The organism is Streptomyces camelliae, assembly GCF_027625935.1.
Taxonomy (GTDB): domain Bacteria; phylum Actinomycetota; class Actinomycetes; order Streptomycetales; family Streptomycetaceae; genus Streptomyces; species Streptomyces camelliae.
On record NZ_CP115300.1, the window covers coordinates 3,004,804 to 3,023,112 of the forward strand.

Genomic DNA, 18,309 nt, shown 5'->3' on the forward strand with positions numbered 1-18,309 from the left:
GGGGTCGGTGGGGACGTGTCCGGCGGGGTGTCGGGGGCGTGCGGAGGCGGTCACCGGGTAGGCCGGGAAAGGAGGCCGGTCCGACGGGTGGACATACGCGTGAGTAGTTAACAAAGTGCCGGATTGCCCACCCGAACACAGTGGGAAGGCTCCCCCGGTACACGGCCCACAGGCGCACCACAGCACCGCGCACGACCCCGCAGGACCCACCTCCCCATATCCCTCCGCCCACACCCCCGTTGACGCGGACAGGAGCGGTCATGCCCGCCACGCACAACTCGTCAGGACCCCCGACCAACAGCAGGACCCCGGCAGCAGAGAAGAAGGCGACGGCCAAAAAACCCGTAAAACCCCGGGCCGGGAAGGACGGCAAGCGGGGGTCGCCGCAGCCGGACACCCCGGTTCTCGGCCGCATCCCCGTCCTGGACGTCCGCCCCGTGGTCCAGCAGGGGCGCAGGCCCGCCAAAGCGGTGACCGGTGAGTCGTTCGAGGTGTCGGCCACCGTCTTCCGGGAGGGGCACGACGCCGTGGGCGCCAACGTGGTCCTGCGTGACCCCAAGGGCCGCCCCGGACCCTGGACGCCGATGCGGGAGCTCGCCCCGGGCACCGACCGCTGGGGCGCCACCGTCACCGCCGGCGGGCCCGGCCGCTGGACGTACACCGTGGAGGCCTGGTCCGACCCGCTGGCCACCTGGCGGCACACCGCACAGATCAAGATCCCGGCCGGCCTCGACACCGCTCTGGTCCTGGAGGAGGGCGCCCGGCTGTACGAGCGGGCGGTCACCGGAGTACCGGCGGCGGCACGCCCCCTCGTACGGGCCGCGGTGCGGGCCCTGCGCGACGAGTCCCGGTCCGCGAACGACCGCCTGAAGCCCGCCCTTTGGCCCTCGGTCCAAGCCGTTCTGGCCAGCTATCCCCTGCGGGAGCTGGTCACCGCCTCCGACCCGATGCCGTTGCTGGTGGAGCGGGAGCGGGCCCTCTACGGCTCCTGGTACGAGTTCTTCCCCCGCTCCGAGGGCACCGCCGAGCAGCCGCACGGCACCTTCCGGACGGCCGCGCGGCGGCTGAAGGCGATCGCGGAGATGGGCTTCGACGTCGTCTATCTCCCGCCCGTCCATCCGATCGGTACGACGTTCCGCAAGGGCCCCAACAACACCCTCACCGCCGGTCCGGACGACGTGGGAGTGCCCTGGGCCATCGGGTCACCGGAAGGCGGTCACGACGCCGTCCACCCCGGCCTCGGCACGATCGAGGACTTCGATCATTTCGTCGCCGAGGCACGGGAGTCGGGCCTGGAGATCGCCCTCGACTTCGCGTTGCAGTGCTCGCCGGACCACCCCTGGGTGCAGAAACACCCCGAGTGGTTCCATCACCGGGCCGACGGCACGATCGCCTACGCCGAGAACCCGCCGAAGAAGTACCAGGACATCTACCCCGTCGCCTTCGACGCCGACATGGACGGCCTGGTCGCCGAGACCGTACGGATCCTGCGGCACTGGATGGACCACGGAGTGCGGATCTTCCGCGTCGACAACCCGCACACCAAACCGGTCGTCTTCTGGGAACGGGTCATCGCCGAGATCAACGGCACCGACCCCGACGTGATCTTCCTGGCCGAGGCCTTCACCCGCCCCGCGATGATGCACACCCTCGCCCAGATCGGCTTCCAGCAGTCGTACACCTACTTCACCTGGCGCAACAACAAGCACGAACTCACCGAATACCTCAGTGAGTTGGCGGGTGAGGCGGCTGCGTACATGCGGCCCAACCTGTTCGCCAACACCCCGGACATCCTGCACGCCTACCTCCAGCACGGCGGCCGCCCCGCCTTCGAGGTCCGTGCCGTGCTCGCCGCCACCCTCTCCCCCACCTGGGGCATCTACAGCGGCTACGAGCTGTGCGAGAACACCCCGCTCAAGGAAGGCGGCGAGGAGTACCTCGACTCCGAGAAGTACCAGCTCAGGCCCCGCGACTGGGCGGCGGCCGAGCGCGAGGGCCGCAGCATCGCCCCGCTCATCACCCGGCTGAACACCGTCCGCCGCAACCACCCCGCCCTGCGCCAACTGCGCGATCTGCACTTCCACCACGCCGACCAGGACGCGGTGATCGCCTACTCGAAGCGGAGCGGGTCGAACACGGTTCTGGTCGTCGCCAACCTCGACCCCCACCACACCCAGGAGGCAACGGTCTCGTTGGACATGCCGCGACTCGGCCTGGACTGGCACGAGTCCGTGCCGGTGCGCGACGAGCTCACCGGCGAGACCTACTACTGGGGCAGGACCAACTACGTGCGCCTCGAACCGGGTCTTCGGCCCGCGCATATCTTCCACGTCCTGCGACCGTCCACCCCGCAGATCGGAGGGTCACCCACCATATGAGCGTCAATGAGCCCGTCCCGGACACCTTCGAGGACACTCCCGCCAAAGACCGGGACCCGGAGTGGTTCAAACGCGCCGTCTTCTACGAGGTCCTGGTCCGCTCCTTCCAGGACAGCAACGGCGACGGCATCGGCGACCTGAAGGGCCTGACCGCCAAGCTCGACTATCTGCAGTGGCTCGGCGTGGACTGCCTGTGGCTTCCGCCGTTCTTCAAGTCACCGCTCCGGGACGGCGGTTACGACGTCTCCGACTACACCGCCGTCCTCCCGGAGTTCGGTGACCTCGCCGACTTCGTGGAGTTCGTCGACGCCGCCCACCAGCGCGGCATGCGCGTCATCATCGACTTCGTCATGAACCACACCAGCGACCAGCATCCGTGGTTCCAGGAGTCGAGGCGCGACCCGGACGGTCCGTACGGCGACTACTACGTATGGGCCGACGACGACAAGCAGTTCCCCGGCGCCCGGATCATCTTCGTCGACACCGAGGCCTCCAACTGGACGTACGACCCCGTACGCAAGCAGTACTACTGGCACCGCTTCTTCTCGCACCAGCCGGATCTGAACTACGAGAACCCGGCCGTGCAGGAGGAGATGATCTCCGCGCTGAAGTTCTGGCTGGATCTCGGCATCGACGGGTTCCGCCTGGACGCCGTGCCGTACCTGTACCAGCAGGAGGGCACCAACTGCGAGAACCTGCCGGCGACCCATGAGTTCCTGAAGCGGGTGCGCAAGGAGATCGACACCCAGTACCCGGACACCGTGCTGCTGGCGGAGGCCAACCAGTGGCCGGAGGACGTGGTCGACTACTTCGGGGACTACAGCTCCGGCGGCGACGAGTGCCACATGGCGTTCCACTTCCCCGTCATGCCACGCATCTTCATGGCCGTACGGCGGGAATCCCGCTACCCGGTCTCCGAGATCCTCGCCAAGACCCCGGCGATCCCCGCGAACTGCCAGTGGGGCATCTTCCTGCGCAACCACGACGAGCTGACCCTCGAAATGGTCACCGACGAAGAGCGCGACTACATGTGGGCCGAGTACGCGAAAGATCCGCGGATGCGCGCCAACATCGGGATCCGGCGGCGCCTCGCGCCCCTCCTCGACAACGACCGCAACCAGATCGAGCTGTTCACCGCGCTCCTGCTGTCCCTGCCCGGCTCGCCGATCCTCTACTACGGCGACGAGATCGGCATGGGCGACAACATCTGGCTCGGCGACCGTGACGCCGTCCGCACCCCCATGCAGTGGACCCCCGACCGCAACGCCGGCTTCTCGTCCAGCGACCCCGGACGACTCTTCCTGCCGACGATCATGGACCCCGTCTACGGCTACCAGGTCACCAACGTGGAAGCCGCGATGTCCTCGCCGTCGTCGCTGCTGCACTGGACCCGCCGCATGATCGAGATCCGCAAGCAGAATCCCGCCTTCGGACTGGGCACCTACAACGAACTCCAGTCCTCCAACCCGGCGGTGCTCGCCTTCCTGCGGGAGGCCCCGGTGTCCGAGGACGGCGGGGACGACGTCGTGCTGTGCGTCCACAACTTCTCGCGGTTCGCCCAGCCCACCGAGCTGGACCTGAGCCGGTTCAGCGGGCGGCACCCGGTCGAGCTGTTCGGCGGGGTCCGCTTCCCGGCGATCGGCGCCCTGCCGTACCTGCTCACCCTCGCGGGGCACGGCTTCTACTGGTTCCGGCTGCGCCGCGACGCCGTCTAGACCCACGTGGTTCCGGCCGGGCGGGGCGGTGGCGTGTTTCCGCCGCCCCGCCCGGGGCACGCATCAGGAACACCCCGCCCCCGACGACCCGGGGAAAGGACGTGACGCCCATGGCGGAGACGGTCACCCCCTACGGCCGCAACACCCCCCTCATCGCCTCCCTCGACCCCTTGTTGCGCACCTGGCTGCCGAGGCAGCGGTGGTTCGCGGGCAAGGGGCGGCCGGTCACCGGGTTCACGCCCGTGGCCGTCACCGAACTGCTTCCGCCCGACGGCCGGCTCGGCCTGTACCACCTGCTGCTGCGGGTCCACCAGACCGGCGTCCCGGGTCCCGGCGACTGCTACCAGTTCCTCATAGGTGTGCGCGAGGCGCTCCCGCCCCGGCTGGCGCCCGCGCTGATCGGCCATGTGACGCAGGGGCCGCTCGCCGGACGCACGGTGTACGAGGCCCTGTACGACCCCCGGCCCGCCGAGGTGCTCCTGGAGGCCCTGCGCACCCAGGCCCGCATCGGCGGGCTGCGCTTCGAGCGGGACCCGCGCCAGGAGATACGTACGGACCTGGTGGCCCGGCTGATGACCGCCGAGCAGTCCAACTCCTCGGTCGTCTACGGAGATACGTTCATCCTGAAGCTGTTGCGCCGGGTCGTGACCGGCGTCAATCCCGACCTGGAGCTCCCGCTCGCGCTGGCCCGCGAGGGCTGCCCCCGGGTGCCCGCGCCGACCGCGTGGGCGTACGCCGAGACCGGCCGGGAGCCGTACGTCCTCGCCGTGCTCCAGCCCTATGTACGCGGCGGCGCCGACGGCTGGGAGCTGGCGCTGCGCGAGCTGGCCAAGGGCGAGGACTTCGCCGCCGAGGCGCGGGAGCTGGGCCGGGCCACCGCCGAGGTGCACACCGCGCTCGCCCGTGCCCTGCCGACGGTCACTCTCGGCCATGTTCAGCTTCAGGGGCTGGCCGACGGCATGATCGAGCGGCTGGAGGCGGCCGTACAGGCGGTCCCGGGCTTGCGGCCGTACGCCACCGGGCTGCGCCAGGCCTATGCCGCGCTGCACCGCCTGGCCGCCGAGGGCGACACCCGCACCGCCCAGCGGATCCACGGCGATCTGCACCTCGGGCAGTGTCTGCGCTCGGCGGACGGGCAGTGGTCGCTGATCGACTTCGAGGGCGAACCGGCCCGCCCCCTCGCCGAACGGCGCCTGCCGCAGCCGCCGGTGCGGGACATCGCCGGCATGCTGCGCTCCTTCGACTACGCGGCCCACTCCGTGACCCCGCCCGCACCGGACTGGGCACGCGGGTGCCGGGCCGCGTACTGCGCCGGGTACGCCGAGGTGTCCGGGCACGATCCGCGCGCCGACGCGGAGCTGCTGCGGGCCTACGAGACCGACAAGGCGGTCTACGAGGCCGTCTACGAGGCCCGCCACCGCCCCGACTGGCTGCCCGTACCGCTCTCGGCGATCGCCCGCCTCGCCGCGCCCGACCAGGAGGCTCGTCCGTGACCAACACGTCGACCACGTCCGCCGGCGGCCTGGACGCCGGTGACCGCGCACGGCTGCTGCACGGCACCCACCACGACCCGCACGCCGTCCTGGGCGCCCACCGCGTCCCCGGGGGCGTCGTCTTCCGCGCGTTCCGGCCGTACGCGCGGTCCGTCACCGTCGTCACCGGCGAGCTGCGGGCCGGGCTGCACGACGACGGGGACGGCTTCTTCTCCGGACTGCTCCCGCTCACCGAGGTCCCCGGCTACCGGCTGCTCGTGGCGTACGAGGGGTCGGTCCAGGACACCGAGGACGCCTACCGTTTCCTGCCCACGCTGGGCGAGCTGGACCTGCATCTGATCGGCGAGGGCCGGCACGAGCAGCTGTGGCGGGCGCTCGGCGCGCATGTCGTGGAGCATCAGGGCGTGTCCGGCACCCGGTTCGCGGTGTGGGCGCCGGACGCGCGCGGGGTACGGCTCGCGGGCGGCTTCAACTTCTGGGACGGCACCGGGCATCCGATGCGCTCACTGGGCTCCTCGGGTGTGTGGGAGCTGTTCGTGCCGGGGATCGGCGAGGGCGAGCTGTACAAGTTCGAGATCACCCGCCCGGACGGCTCCCGTACCCTGCGCGCCGACCCGCTGGCCCGCCGTACGGAGGCCCCGCCCGCGACCGCGTCGATCGTGACGGCCTCGCACCACACGTGGGCCGACGGGGAGTGGATGGCGCGCCGGGGGGACACGCCGGTGCACGAGGCGCCGTTCTCCGTGTACGAGGTTCATCTCCCTTCCTGGCGCCCTGGCTTGACGTATCGTCAGCTCGCCGAGCAGCTTCCTGCGTACGTCACGGAGACGGGCTTCACGCACGTCGAGTTGATGCCGGTCGCCGAGCACCCCTTCGGCGGCTCCTGGGGCTACCAGGTCACCGGCTTCTACGCGCCCACGGCCCGCCTCGGCACGCCGGACGACTTCCGGTACCTGGTGGACCGGCTGCACCAGGCCGGCATCGGTGTGCTGATGGACTGGGTGCCGGCGCACTTCCCGCGGGACGACTGGGCGCTGGCCGAGTTCGACGGGCGCCCGCTGTACGAGCATCACGATCCGCTGCGGGCCGCGCATCCCGACTGGGGGACGCTGGAGTTCGACTTCGGCCGCCGGGAGGTGCGCAACTTCCTGGTCGCGAACGCCGTGTACTGGTGCGAGGAGTTCCACATCGACGGACTGCGCGTGGACGCGGTGGCCTCCATGCTGTACCTGGACTACTCGCGCGAGCCGGGCCAGTGGACCCCGAACGAGCACGGCGGCCGGGAGAACCTGGACGCGGTGGCGTTCCTGCAGGAGATGAACGCCACGGTGTACCGCCGCTGTCCCGGGGTCGTCACCATCGCGGAGGAGTCGACGGCCTGGGACGGGGTGACCCGGGCGACGGACACCGGCGGGCTGGGCTTCGGGCTCAAGTGGAACATGGGCTGGATGCACGACTCGCTGGCGTACCTGGCCCACGAGCCGGTCCACCGCAAGTACCACCACCACGAGATGACGTTCTCGATGGTGTACGCGTACAGCGAGAACTACGTCCTGCCGATCTCCCACGACGAGGTCGTGCACGGCAAACGGTCCCTGGTGTCGAAGATGCCCGGCGACTGGTGGCAGCAGCGCGCGAACCACCGGGCCTACCTCGGCTTCATGTGGGCCCACCCCGGCAAGCAACTCCTCTTCATGGGACAGGAGTTCGCCCAGGGCGCCGAGTGGTCCGAGGCGCACGGCCCCGACTGGTGGCTGCTCGACCCGTCCTACGGCGCCGCGGCCGACCACCGGGGCGTACGGGACCTGGTCCGGGACCTGAACACGCTGTACCGCGCGACCCCGGCGCTGTGGCAGCGGGACACCGACCCGGCGGGCTTCAGATGGATCACCGGGGACGCGGCCGACGACAACGTCTTCGCGTTTCTCCGGTTCGATGCCGACGGCGCCCCCCTGCTCGCGGTCTCCCACTTCTCGCCGGTGGTGCGCGAGGACTACCGCCTCGGTGTCCCGGAGGACGTACCGGCCTGGGTGGAGGTCCTCGACACCGACGCGGCCCGCTACGGCGGCAGCGGCGCCGCCCGCCCGGACGTGGTCAAGCCGGAGCCGCAGGGCCTGCACGGCCACCCCACGAGCATCCGGCTGACCCTGCCACCGCTGGCTACGGTGTGGCTGCGGCCGGCTTGAGCGCCTCGGGCAGACCGTCCGTGTACAGCACGCCCAGCCGCTGCGTGGCCCGGGTGAGGGCGACGTACAGGTCACTCGTGCCGTACCGGCCCGGCTCCACGACCAGGACCGAGTCGAACTCCAGGCCCTTGGACTGACGGGGGTCGAGGAGGACGACGGTCCGGGTGAGGTCGGGTTCCGCGCCCGCCGTCACCCCGTCCAGGCGGGCGGCGAGCGCGCGGTGCAGGTCGCGCGGCGCGATCACCGCCAGCCGGCCTTCGGCCGGGGTGAGTTCGGCGACCGCCTTGGCGACCGCGCCGGGCAGGTCGTCGGCGGCCCGGCGCACCCACGGCCGTACGCCCGTCGAGCGGACCGAGCTCGGCGGCTCGAAGCCGGGGTTCTCGGCGCGTACGACGGCCGCGGCCAGCTCCATGATCTCGGCCGGGGTGCGGTAGTTGACGCCGAGCCGGGTGTGCTCCCAGCGGTCCTCGACGTAGGGGGCGAGGATGTCCGCCCAGGAGCCCACGCCCGCCGCCTCCGCCGTCTGGGCCGGGTCGCCGACCAGGGTCATCGAGCGGGTCGGGCTGCGCCGCATCAGCAGCCGCCAGGCCATCGGCGACAGCTCCTGCGCCTCGTCCACGATGATGTGCCCGAACGCCCAGGTCCGGTCGGCCGCGGCCCGCTCGGCGGCGCTGCGGTGGTCCGCCTCCTCCTGCCGCTCGGCGAAGCGTTCGGCGTCGATGATGTCGTGGGCCGACAGCACCTCGGACTCGTCGTCGTGCCTGTCCTCGAACTCGTAGGTCCGGGAGGCGTACGACACGTCCAGCACGCCCTGCGCGTAGGCGATCTGCGTCTCGCGCTCGCGGTCGGCCCGCGCCCGCGCCACCCGGTCGTCCTCACCGAGGAGTTCGGCCGCCTCGTCCAGCAGGGGGACGTCGGCGACGGTCCAGGCGCGGGTCACCGGGCGCCGGATGGCGGCCGCGTCCGCGTCGCCGACGTACCCCTCCGGCTCGGCGAGGAAGTCGGCGACCAGCCGCCGTGGGGTGATCCTGGGCCACAACTGGTCGATGGCGGACCAGACTTCGGGGTTCTCGGCGAGTTCGTCGCGGATCTGGGTGATGTCGGAGGCGTCGAGCAGGCTGCTGCCGTCGTACGGGTCGGTGCCGACGCGTTCGGCGTACAGCTCGGTGAGGGTGTTGAGGATGTGCCCCTCGAAGTACTCGCGGGCCGCGTTGTGCGGCAGCTTGGCGGCGCGGGTGCGTTCGCGGGCGACGGAGACCAGACCGTCGTCCAGCATCAGCACCTCGCGGTCGTGCTCGATGGCGATCACCGGGTCGGGCAGGGCCTGGCGGTCGCGCACGGCGGCGGCGAGCGCGTCGGCCATGTCGGCGCGGCCCTTCACGGCGGCGGCCTCGGGGGTGTCGGTCGCGGTCGCCTTCACGCCGGGGAACAGCTCGCCGATCGTGGCCAGCAGCACCCCGGTCTCGCCGAGGGAGGGCAGTACCTCGCCGATGTAGCCGAGGAAGGCCGGGTTGGGGCCGACGATCAGCACGGCCCGGCGGGCGAGCAGCTCGCGGTACTCGTAGAGGAGGTAGGCGGCGCGGTGTAGCGCGACGGCCGTCTTCCCGGTGCCCGGCCCGCCCTCGACGACGAGCACCCCGCGGTACGGCGCCCGGATGATCTCGTCCTGCTCGGCCTGGATGGTCTGCACGATGTCGCTCATGCGGCCGGTGCGCGCCGAGTTCAGCGCGGCCAGCAGCACGGCGTCGGCGTCGTGTTCCTCGTACCCGGTGCGGGTGGCGTCGCCGAGGTCGAGGATCTCGTCGTGCAGCGAGGTCACGGCCCGGCCCTCGGTGGTGATGTGCCGGCGGCGGCGCAGGCCCATCGGGGTGTGCCCGGTGGCCAGGTAGAACGGGCGGGCGACGTCGGCCCGCCAGTCGATGAGCACCGGGGTGTGCTCGGCGTCGTCCTCACGCAGCCCGATCCGGCCGATGTGGTGGGCGGTGCCGTCGGCCAGGTCGATCCGGCCGAAGCAGAGCGAGCCGTCGACGGCGTTCAGCGCGGCGAGCAGCCCCGAGCGCTCGGCGACCAGGATGTCCCGCTCCAGCCGGGCCTGCATGGGCTTGTCACCCTGGGCGAGCGCGTCCGTGACCGAGGTCTCGGCCTCGCCGCGCAGTACGTCCACGCGCGCGTACAGTCCGTCGATGAATTCCTGCTCGCGCTTCAATTCATCGTCCGGAAATTCGGTGTTTGACAATTCCGCTCCCGCCCGGATATACTCTGCTCAGTGAACTTCTCGGCGACCCAATCCCATTGAAGTCGCGAACCACTGAATATACGCACAGAAATCCCCCGAGCGCAATTGCTCAGGGGATTTTTTGATGGGCGGCTCCTCTTTACAGCACGTCGGCCAGCTCCTCCAGCAGCCGCCGCTTGGGCCGGGCGCCCACCATCGACCGCACCGGCTCACCGTCCCGGAAGACCATCAGCGTCGGCGTCGACAGCACGCCGTAGGCGACGGTCGTCTCCGGATTGCGGTCCACGTCCAGCTGCACGATCTTCAGCCGGTCGCCCTCCTCGAAGGCGATGTCCTTCAGCACCGGCGCGAGCTGCCGGCACGGCCCGCACCAGTCGGCGGTGAACTGCACCAGCACCGGAAGTTCCGAGCCTTTCACCTCCGCCGCGAAATCGGCGTCCGTCACCTCGGTCAGTCCGCTCACCAAGCTCATCGCGCAGGCCCTCCCAGTTCGCACACGGGCTCCGGACCCCCCGGAACCAGCGCCTCGGCGGCCAGCGCGTCCCGCGCTTCCTCGGCCCGCGCCAACTGCCCCGCGACCGTCTCCCGCACCGCCTGGAGCTGCCCGATGAGCGCGTCCAGCTCGGTCAGCTTGCGCCGGTAGACCGCGAGCGAGGCCGGGCAGGAGTCGCCCTCCGGGTGCCCGGCACGCAGGCACTCCACGAAGGGCCGCGTCTCCTCCAGCTCGAACCCGAAGTCCCGCAGCGTCCGGATCTGCTCCAGCAGCCGCAGGTCGGCCTCGTCGTAGGCGCGGTGTCCGTTGCCGTCACGCCGGGCGGGCAGCAGCCCACGGGACTCGTAGTAGCGCAGGGTGCGGGTCGTGGTCCCGGCCCGTGCGGCCAGCTCGCCGATTCGCATGCCTACGACCGTAGGGGGTGACGTCGGCGTCAAGGCAAGCGGCCAACCTCGCCCAGCGGGCGAGCTCAGACCATCACGCCCGCCGACTCCTCCACCTCCAGCAGGGACGCGCTCTGCCGCTCCTCCTCGAAGGCCCTGCGGCCGCCGCGGAGGCCGAACAGGCGCTTGGCCACGGCGATGTAGAGGACGGCGAGGATGTTGAGGACGAGGGTGGCGATCTTCAGGTAGCTGACCTTCTCGGTGAGTTCGTAGATCTCCAGCGGGAGGAAGGCGGCCGTCGCCACCACGGTGAGGTATTCCGCCCAGCGCTTGGCGTACCAGAGGCCGACCGCCTCGACGAGTTCGATCAGGGCGTAGGCCAGCAGCAGGGCGGCGACCAGGAGCAGGGTGGAGTGCTTGTAGCCGAAGGCCTTCTGAATGGAGCCGACCACGGGTGAGTGGTCGAGGTCGTAGTGGAAGTGCTTGAACACCGGGCGGAAGACGTCCAGGTTCTGGTTGAACAGGCGCCGCACCGCGTCCTGGCTGTTGCTGAACTTCCACACCGCCACGGCGACGAGCACGATGAACACCCCGCGCACCGCCCGCTCGATCGACAGGAAGCGCAGGATGAACAGGTCCCGCAGGACCTTGCCGCGCGGCACGAGCGGCGCCTCGGCGGCCGGGCCGGACCCGTGCGGCTCGCCCAGCACGAAGTCACCGCAGCGCAGGCAGCGCCAGACCTCCCCGAGGGCGGTCTCGGCATGCAGCCGCAGACGCAGCCGGGGGTCGTCGGGCGCGTAGGTCACGTGGCCCTTGCGCGCGCAGGTCCGCCGGTCCCAGTCGATACTCATCCCCCGTGCCTCCCAATACACGTACTGCACGTACTGCACGTACTGACGCTATGCGCCGACGTGCCGTTCCAGTTCATCCGGAGCGGCACGTTAGCGGATGAGGGTGAGGAGGGTCAGCCGGCCGCGCTCTCCGCCAGTTCCTTCTTCTCCTCCTCCTTCACCTCCGGTACGGGGGCTTCACCGCGCGGCAGCAGGAACGCCACGAGGACCGTACCGATGCCCAGGATCACCGCGCCGACGAGGCTGGTGTGGGCGACGGCGTCGGAGAAGGAGGAGCCGACCGCGTCGGCCATCCGGCGGGCGCCGGCGGCCAGTTCGCCGGCCTGCTGCTTGAGCTGGGCGGCCTGTTCCGGGCTGGTCGCGTGGGCGGCCTGCGCGGCCAGCGCGTGCGCCTTGTCGCCGATGCCCTGGGCGACCGCGTAGCCGGCGCCGACCGAGTCCTTCGCCGTCTCCAGAGTGTTCGCCGGGAGCTTGCTGCCCGCCGTGGCCTCACTCAGGTGGTTGCCGTACGACGTCGCGAGCAGCGAGCCGAGGATGGCGATGCCGAGGGAGCCGCCGAGCTCCAGCGAGGTGTCGTTGACGGCGCCGCCGACGCCCAGTTCGGACTCCGGGAAGGCGCCCATGATGGCGTCGGTGCAGGGCGAGAGCGCGAGGCCGATGGCGAGGCCCAGGATGATCAGGGGGGCCAGGAAGTCGGTGTACGTCGAGGCCGCGTCCACCCGGGTCAGCAGGGCGAGGGCGGTCGTGCCGCCGACCATGCCCGCGGTGACCGTCCACTTCATGCCGACACGCGGGGTCAGGAACCCGGTCACGGCCGAGCCGACGAAGACCGCGCCGGCCAGCGGCAGCATCCGTACGCCGGTCTGCAGGGCGTCGTAGCCGAGGACGAACTGGAGGTGCTGGGTCAGGTAGTAGAAGGCGCCGAAGACGGCGAGGAAGAACAGGGCGACGGCGAGGTTGGAGCCCGCGAAGCGGCGGCCTGCGAAGCGGCGGACGTCCAGGATGGGCCGCGGGTGGCGCAGCTCCCAGACGACGAAGGCCACGAGGCCCGCGCCCGCCACGACCGCCGCCGTGATCGCCTTCGCGTGCCAGCCGAAGTGCGGGCCCTCGATGATCATGTAGACGAGGGAGCCGGTCCAGAGCACGGAGAGCAGGCCGCCCACGTAGTCGATGCGGTCGTGGTGGCCCGCCTTGGACGGCGGGATGAGCACGAGGGCGGCGACGATCGCCACGGCCGCGATGGGCACGTTGATCAGGAAGGTCGAGGACCAGCCGTGGTCGCGCAGCAGCGCGCCCGCGACGACCGGGCCCGCGGCGATGGCGAGGCCTGCCGTGGCCGTCCACAGGACGATCGCCTTGGCCCGCTCCTCGCGCGGGAAGGTCGCGGCGAGCAGGGAGAGCGTGGCGGGCATGATCAGTGCCGCGCCGACGCCCATCACGGCGCGGGCCGCGATGACGGTGGCCGCACTGTCGGCGAGGTAGCCGAAGACGGCTCCGCCGCCGAAGACCAGCAGGCCGAGGACGAGTGCGCCGCGCCGGCTGTACTTGTCGCCGATCGCGCCGAGCAGCAGCATCAGCGCGGCGTAGGGCACGGTGTAGCCGTCGATGACCCACTGGAGGTCGGCGCTGGAGAGGCCGAGGTCCTTCGTCATGTCGGGCGCGGCGACCGTGAGGGCGGTGTTCGCCATCACGATGATCAGCAGGCTCAGGCAGAGCACGAGCAGTGCCCACCAGCGCCGGGCATAGGGGCGCTCCATCGTGTCGACCGGTTCGGTCATGACGAGTCGCATGGCAGGGGTCGCCTTCCTCGGGTGCGCGACAGGATTTGCACAGTGGCGTGCAATTGCACAACCATGTGCAATGTACGCCGTTGCACAATGCTGTGCAAGTCGATGACGGGTGCGGAAGGGCGTGCAGAATGACTGCCATGACCACGGGTAACACCAGCCGCGCCGACGCCAACCGGCGCCGCATCCTCGACGTCGCCCTCGCGGAGCTGCTGCGCGATCCCGACGCCTCCATGGACCAGATCGCGCGCGCCGCGGGAGTCGTACGACGGACGGTGTACGGCCATTTCCCCAGCCGTGAGGCACTGATCAGCACACTCGTCGACGGGGCCGTGGCGGCGCTGGCGGACGCGGACGCGAAGGCCCGGGAAGGGGTCACGGACCCGGCGGAGGCGGTGGCCCGGTCGGTGCTCGCGATCTGGGAGATCGCCGACCGCTACCGGCTGCTGGTCGCGCTGGCCCAGCGCACGGTCACCGTCCAGGGCATCCGCGAACGCCTCGCCCCGCTGCGCGCGGCCAAGGCCCGGCTCCTGGAGCGGGGCCTGAAGGAAGGCGTGTTCAGCTCACCGCTGCCGGCCCCGGCCCTCGCCTATGTGCACGAGCAGCTGCTGTTCGCGGTGACGGAGGCGGTGAACGACGGCCTCCTCACAGCGCAGGAGGCGGGCCGCTCCGCCACGGTCACGATCCTGACCGCGGCGGGCATGCCCGCCTCGACGGCCACCGCGCTGGTGGCCAGAGTGAGTACGGAGGAATGAGTACGGGGGAAGGAAAGAAGCCGGGCGGCTGAGGTACGGGGGGATCCCCAGCCGCCCGGCGGCGGTCCCGGATGCCCGGCCCGGGTTCAGGCGGGGCCGGACATCCGGAGCTTGTTCACGAGGTCAGGCCTTGGCCAGCGCCTCTTCCCGCTGCTCGGGGACCTCGGTGACCGTCCCCTGGTGCTCGTCCAGCAGCGTCGTCTCGTCGAACGGCAGCTCACCGGCGAGCACGCTGCGCACCCGCTCCTTGTCGATCTCCTTGGTCCACGTACCCACGAGCACCGTCGCCACCGCGTTGCCCGCGAAGTTGGTCAGGGCGCGGGCCTCGCTCATGAAGCGGTCGATGCCGACGATCAGGCCGACGCCGTCGACCAGCGCGGGCTTGTGGGACTGCAGGCCACCGGCCAGGGTCGCCAGGCCGGCGCCGCTGACGCCCGCCGCGCCCTTGGACGCCAGCAGCAGGAAGAGCAGCAGCGGAATCTGCTCACCGATCGACATCGGCGTGCCCAGCGCGTCGGCGATGTACAGCGACGCCATGGTCATGTAGATCATCGTGCCGTCGAGGTTGAACGAGTAGCCGGTCGGCACGGTGATGCCGACGACCGGCTTGCTGACCCCCAGGTGCTCCATCTTCGCGATGAGCCGCGGCAGCGCGGACTCGGAGGAGGAGGTGGACAGGATCAGCAGGAACTCGCGGCCCAGGTACTTGCACAGCGAGAAGATGTTCAGCCCCGAGACGAGCCGCAGGATCGCGCCGAGCACCACGAAGACGAACAGGACGCAGGTGATGTAGAAGCCGAGCATCAGCACGGCGAGGCTCTTCAGCGCGTCGATGCCGGCCGAGCCGGTCACGGCCGCGATGGCGCCGAAGGCACCGACCGGCGCGAGCCACATGACCATCGACAGGATGCGGAAGACGAGCCGCTGGATGTGCTCGACGCCGCGCAGCACCGGCTGCCCGACCGGGCCCATGGCCTGGAGGGCGAACCCGGCGAGCAGGGCCACGAGCAGCGTCTGGAGGACCTGGCCCTCGGTGAAGGCGGAGACGAACGTCTTGGGAATGATCGACAGAACGAAGTCGACGGGCGGCAGCGCGTCGGGCGACACCTGGGCGTGCCCGGTCGCCTTGAGCGCCTTGGTCAGGTGCAGCCCGTCACCCGGGTGGAGCACGTTGCCGACGACGAGGCCGATCGCGAGCGCGACCAGCGACATCACCAGGAAGTAGCCGAGGGCGATACCGCCGACGGCGCCGACCTTGGCGGCCTTCCGGACGGAGCCGATGCCGAGCACGATGGTGCAGAAGATGATCGGCGAGATCATCATCTTGATCAGGTTCACGAAACCCGTACCGAGCGGCTTCAGCTGCACGCCCGCGTCGGGCCAGATGAGGCCCACGGCGATGCCGAGCACAACGGCGGCGATCACGGCGATGTACAGGTAATGGGTGCGGTCCCGCTTCACGCGGGGCACGGCAGGTGCCGTATCGGGGGTGCTGGCGGCCACGGCTGCCCTCCTTGACGTCTTCGTCGGCATCACCGGCGTGCGGCTCACGTCCGGGGGTTGTGGGGGATGCCTGGACTATCTCCCGCCCTGTGAGGGTGGTCACCCTTCCGTTCATTTAGTTCACGCTTAACCGGAGAGGCACACTGCTGACATGCGCGTTCCCCGTCTCCCCCGGCCCCGCAGCCTGGCCGGCCAGCTCTTCGCCATGCAGGCCGTGCTGATAGCGCTGGTCGTGGCCGGGTACGCGCTGTTCACCTACGTCAGCGACCAGCGGCAGGCCGAGGACGCCGCGGTGCGCCAGGTCACGGCCGTGGCCCGGTCGATCGCGGACGCCCCCTCGGTGCGCGCGGCGATCCACACCCCGCATCCCTCGGCCACCCTGGAGCCGTACGCGCTGCAGGTCACCCGGGACGCGGGCGTCGACTTCGTGACGATCATGAACACGGACGGCATCCGCTGGACCCACCCCGACCCGAAGCAGATCGGCAAGCGTTTCCTCGGCCGTATCGACCCCGCCGTGCACGGCCACACCTTCACCGAGACCTACACCGGCACGCTCGGCCCGTCCGTGCGCGCGGTGACCCCGGTCGAGGACGGCGGCCGGGTGATCGGCCTGGTCAGCGCCGGCATCAAGGTGGAGGCGATCAGCGCACGGGTCCGGGGCCAGGTCACCGCCCTGCTCGGGGTCGCCGGCGGCACGCTGCTGCTGGGCGCGGTCGGCACCTACGTCGTCAACGCTCGCCTCCGCCGCCACACCCACGGCATGAACGCCGGCGAGCTGAGCCGGATGCACGACTACCACCAGGCGGCGCTGCACGCGGTCCGCGAGGGCCTGCTGATGCTGGACGGGCAGTACAGGGTGGCGCTGATCAACGACGGCGGGCGGGAGCTGCTGGGCGTCGGGAGCGAGGACGAGGTGATCGGTCGCTCGGTGGCGGACCTCGGCCTGCCGGGCCCGCTGACGGGCGCGCTGCTGTCGTCCGAGCCCCGGGTGGACGAGGTGCACCTGACGGCGTCCCGGGTGCTGGTGGTGAACACCTCCCCGGTGTCGGGAGGCGAGCGCCGAGGCACGGTCGTGACGTTGCGCGACGTGACCGAACTCCAGGCGCTGACAGGCGAGTTGGACTCCGAGCGGGGCTTCACCCAGGCTCTGCGCTCGCAGGCGCACGAGGCCGCCAACCGCCTCCACACCGTGGTGTCCCTGATCGAACTGGGCCGGGCCGAGGAGGCGGTGGAGTTCGCCACGGCCGAGCTGGAACTTGCGCAGGCCCTGACCGACCAGGTGGTGGCGGCGGTGAGCGAACCGGTGCTGGCCGCCCTGCTGCTGGGCAAGACGGCCCAGGCCAACGAGCGGGGCGTGGAACTGGTGGTCTCCCCGGACAGCCGCCTGGACGACGGCGTCCTCCCGGAGGACCTCTCCTCCCGCGACCTGGTCACGATCCTCGGCAACCTGATCGACAACGCGGTGGACGCGGCGCAGGGCAGCATCGGGGCCCGGGTGACGGTGACCGCGTACGCCTCGGCCGGCGAGGTGGTCCTGCGGGTGGCCGACACCGGCCCCGGTGTCGACCCCGACCATGCCGACCTGGTATTCCAGCGGGGGTTCTCCACCAAGCCGGCCGGGCCCGGCGGGCGGGGGCTCGGGCTGGCCCTGGTCCGGCAGGCGGTGGCCCGCCACGAGGGCAGCCTGACCGTGACGGAAGGCGAGGAGGGCGGAGCGGTGTTCGAGGTGCGGTTGCCGTCGCGCACGGCTTCCCCGGTGCCGGGAGGCGGCGCGACATGACGGATGCACCGGCGATCAGAGTGCTGGTGGTCGAGGACGACCCGGTGGCCGCCGACGCCCATGTGATGTACGTCGGCCGGGTGCCGGGCTTCGTCGCGGTCGGCAAGGCGCACACGGGCGCGGAGGCGCGCCGCATCCTGGACCGTACGGCCGTGGACCTGCTCCTGCTGGACCTCCACCTCCCCGACGTCCACGGCCTCCAGTTCGCCCGCTCCCTGCGCGCGGCCGGCCACCACGCGGACGTGATAGCGGTGACGTCGGCGCGGGATCTGACGGTGGTGCGGGAAGGGGTGTCCCTGGGCGTCGTTCAGTACGTCCTGAAGCCCTTCACCTTCGCCACGCTCCGCGACCGCCTGGTCCGCTACGCCGAGTTCCACGCGGCGGTCGGCGAGGCCAGCGGCCAGGACGAGGTCGACCGCGCCCTGGCTTCGCTCCGGGCACCCTCGCCCGCGGCGCTGCCGAAGGGGTTGAGCGGGCCGACTCTGGAGCGGGTGACGTCGGCTCTGCGAGAGGCGGAGGCGGGACTTACGGCGGCGGCGCTGGCGGAGTCGGTGGGCATCTCGCGGATCACCGCACGCCGTTACCTGGAACACCTGGTGGAAACGGGCCGCGCCGACCGGAGTCCCCTGTACGGGCAGGTGGGGCGGCCGGAGCTGGTGTATCGGTGGGTGGTGCGGGGGCGGTGAGGCGGGCGCGCGGCTCGGGCACCGACACCTGCACGCTGAACGCCGGTCGTCACTGTCCTC

At 71.0% G+C, this 18,309-nt stretch carries 13 protein-coding genes; 7 read left to right on the top strand and 6 right to left on the bottom strand.

Going from position 1 to position 18,309, the window contains the following annotated elements; genetic code table 11:
* The first annotated feature begins 260 nt into the window (after positions 1-260).
* From O1G22_RS13505 to glgB, 4 genes are all read left to right on the top strand, one after another.
* A complete protein-coding gene (locus O1G22_RS13505; protein WP_270081582.1) occupies positions 261-2,378 on the top strand; it encodes an alpha-1,4-glucan--maltose-1-phosphate maltosyltransferase in 2,118 nt (705 codons plus the stop codon).
* A complete protein-coding gene (gene treS / locus O1G22_RS13510; RefSeq protein WP_270081583.1) occupies positions 2,375-4,093 on the top strand; it encodes a maltose alpha-D-glucosyltransferase in 1,719 nt (572 codons plus the stop codon). The genes O1G22_RS13505 and treS overlap by 4 nt, the downstream gene beginning before the upstream one ends.
* 110 nt (positions 4,094-4,203) lie before the next feature.
* On the top strand, positions 4,204-5,586 hold the full coding sequence (locus O1G22_RS13515) for a maltokinase N-terminal cap-like domain-containing protein (RefSeq protein ID WP_270081584.1): 1,383 nt from the start codon (positions 4,204-4,206) through the stop codon (positions 5,584-5,586).
* The gene (gene glgB, locus O1G22_RS13520) at positions 5,583-7,772 is read left to right on the top strand and encodes a 1,4-alpha-glucan branching enzyme (protein WP_270081585.1); all 2,190 of its coding nucleotides are present in this window, start codon (positions 5,583-5,585) and stop codon (positions 7,770-7,772) included. The genes O1G22_RS13515 and glgB overlap by 4 nt, the downstream gene beginning before the upstream one ends.
* On the opposite strand, the gene O1G22_RS13525 is transcribed toward glgB, so the two are convergent.
* From O1G22_RS13525 to O1G22_RS13545, 5 genes are all read right to left on the bottom strand, one after another.
* Positions 7,747-9,978, bottom strand: coding sequence for a HelD family protein (locus O1G22_RS13525; protein WP_270086408.1), 2,232 nt, complete (start codon positions 9,976-9,978; stop codon positions 7,747-7,749). The genes glgB and O1G22_RS13525 overlap by 26 nt on opposite strands.
* Before the next feature lie 169 nt (positions 9,979-10,147).
* Positions 10,148-10,480, bottom strand: coding sequence for a thioredoxin (trxA, locus tag O1G22_RS13530; protein ID WP_270081586.1), 333 nt, complete (start codon positions 10,478-10,480; stop codon positions 10,148-10,150).
* Positions 10,477-10,905, bottom strand: coding sequence for a MerR family transcriptional regulator (locus tag O1G22_RS13535; protein WP_270081587.1), 429 nt, complete (start codon positions 10,903-10,905; stop codon positions 10,477-10,479). The genes trxA and O1G22_RS13535 overlap by 4 nt, the downstream gene beginning before the upstream one ends.
* A 65-nt stretch (positions 10,906-10,970) precedes the next feature.
* The gene (locus O1G22_RS13540) at positions 10,971-11,735 is read right to left on the bottom strand and encodes a DUF2127 domain-containing protein (protein ID WP_270081588.1); all 765 of its coding nucleotides are present in this window, start codon (positions 11,733-11,735) and stop codon (positions 10,971-10,973) included.
* Positions 11,736-11,848: 113 nt separating this feature from the next.
* Entirely contained in the window at positions 11,849-13,525 is a 1,677-nt protein-coding gene (locus tag O1G22_RS13545; RefSeq protein ID WP_270081589.1) for an MFS transporter, read from the bottom strand.
* Positions 13,526-13,653: 128 nt separating this feature from the next.
* Between O1G22_RS13545 and O1G22_RS13550 the strand changes: the two genes are divergently transcribed.
* Positions 13,654-14,277 carry a TetR/AcrR family transcriptional regulator gene (locus O1G22_RS13550; protein ID WP_270081590.1) on the top strand — a complete coding sequence of 208 codons (624 nt, stop codon included), beginning with the start codon at positions 13,654-13,656 and terminating at the stop codon, positions 14,275-14,277.
* Between the two features lie 123 nt (positions 14,278-14,400).
* On the opposite strand, the gene O1G22_RS13555 is transcribed toward O1G22_RS13550, so the two are convergent.
* A complete protein-coding gene (locus O1G22_RS13555) occupies positions 14,401-15,810 on the bottom strand; it encodes a cation:dicarboxylate symporter family transporter (protein WP_270086409.1) in 1,410 nt (469 codons plus the stop codon).
* Positions 15,811-15,931: 121 nt separating this feature from the next.
* On the opposite strand from O1G22_RS13555, the gene O1G22_RS13560 reads away from it, so the two are divergent.
* Positions 15,932-17,563 carry a sensor histidine kinase gene (locus tag O1G22_RS13560; protein ID WP_270081591.1) on the top strand — a complete coding sequence of 544 codons (1,632 nt, stop codon included), beginning with the start codon at positions 15,932-15,934 and terminating at the stop codon, positions 17,561-17,563.
* Complete coding sequence (locus O1G22_RS13565; protein ID WP_270081592.1) at positions 17,560-18,249, top strand: response regulator; 690 nt, start codon at positions 17,560-17,562, stop codon at positions 18,247-18,249. Before O1G22_RS13560 ends, O1G22_RS13565 begins: the two co-directional genes overlap by 4 nt.
* Positions 18,250-18,309 lie beyond the last annotated feature (60 nt).

Bases quoted from the DNA above. Each gene is read 5' to 3' on its own strand.
- O1G22_RS13505 (WP_270081582.1), top strand. From the start codon at position 261: ATGCCCGCCACGCACAACTCGTCAGGACCCCCGACCAACAGCAGGACC.
- treS (WP_270081583.1), top strand. From the start codon at position 2,375: ATGAGCGTCAATGAGCCCGTCCCGGACACCTTCGAGGACACTCCCGCC.
- O1G22_RS13515 (WP_270081584.1), top strand. From the start codon at position 4,204: ATGGCGGAGACGGTCACCCCCTACGGCCGCAACACCCCCCTCATCGCC.
- trxA (WP_270081586.1), bottom strand. From the start codon at position 10,480: ATGAGCTTGGTGAGCGGACTGACCGAGGTGACGGACGCCGATTTCGCG.
- O1G22_RS13535 (WP_270081587.1), bottom strand. From the start codon at position 10,905: ATGCGAATCGGCGAGCTGGCCGCACGGGCCGGGACCACGACCCGCACC.
- O1G22_RS13540 (WP_270081588.1), bottom strand. From the start codon at position 11,735: ATGAGTATCGACTGGGACCGGCGGACCTGCGCGCGCAAGGGCCACGTG.
- O1G22_RS13545 (WP_270081589.1), bottom strand. From the start codon at position 13,525: ATGCGACTCGTCATGACCGAACCGGTCGACACGATGGAGCGCCCCTAT.
- O1G22_RS13550 (WP_270081590.1), top strand. From the start codon at position 13,654: ATGACTGCCATGACCACGGGTAACACCAGCCGCGCCGACGCCAACCGG.
- O1G22_RS13555 (WP_270086409.1), bottom strand. From the start codon at position 15,810: ATGCCGACGAAGACGTCAAGGAGGGCAGCCGTGGCCGCCAGCACCCCC.
- O1G22_RS13560 (WP_270081591.1), top strand. From the start codon at position 15,932: ATGCGCGTTCCCCGTCTCCCCCGGCCCCGCAGCCTGGCCGGCCAGCTC.
- O1G22_RS13565 (WP_270081592.1), top strand. From the start codon at position 17,560: ATGACGGATGCACCGGCGATCAGAGTGCTGGTGGTCGAGGACGACCCG.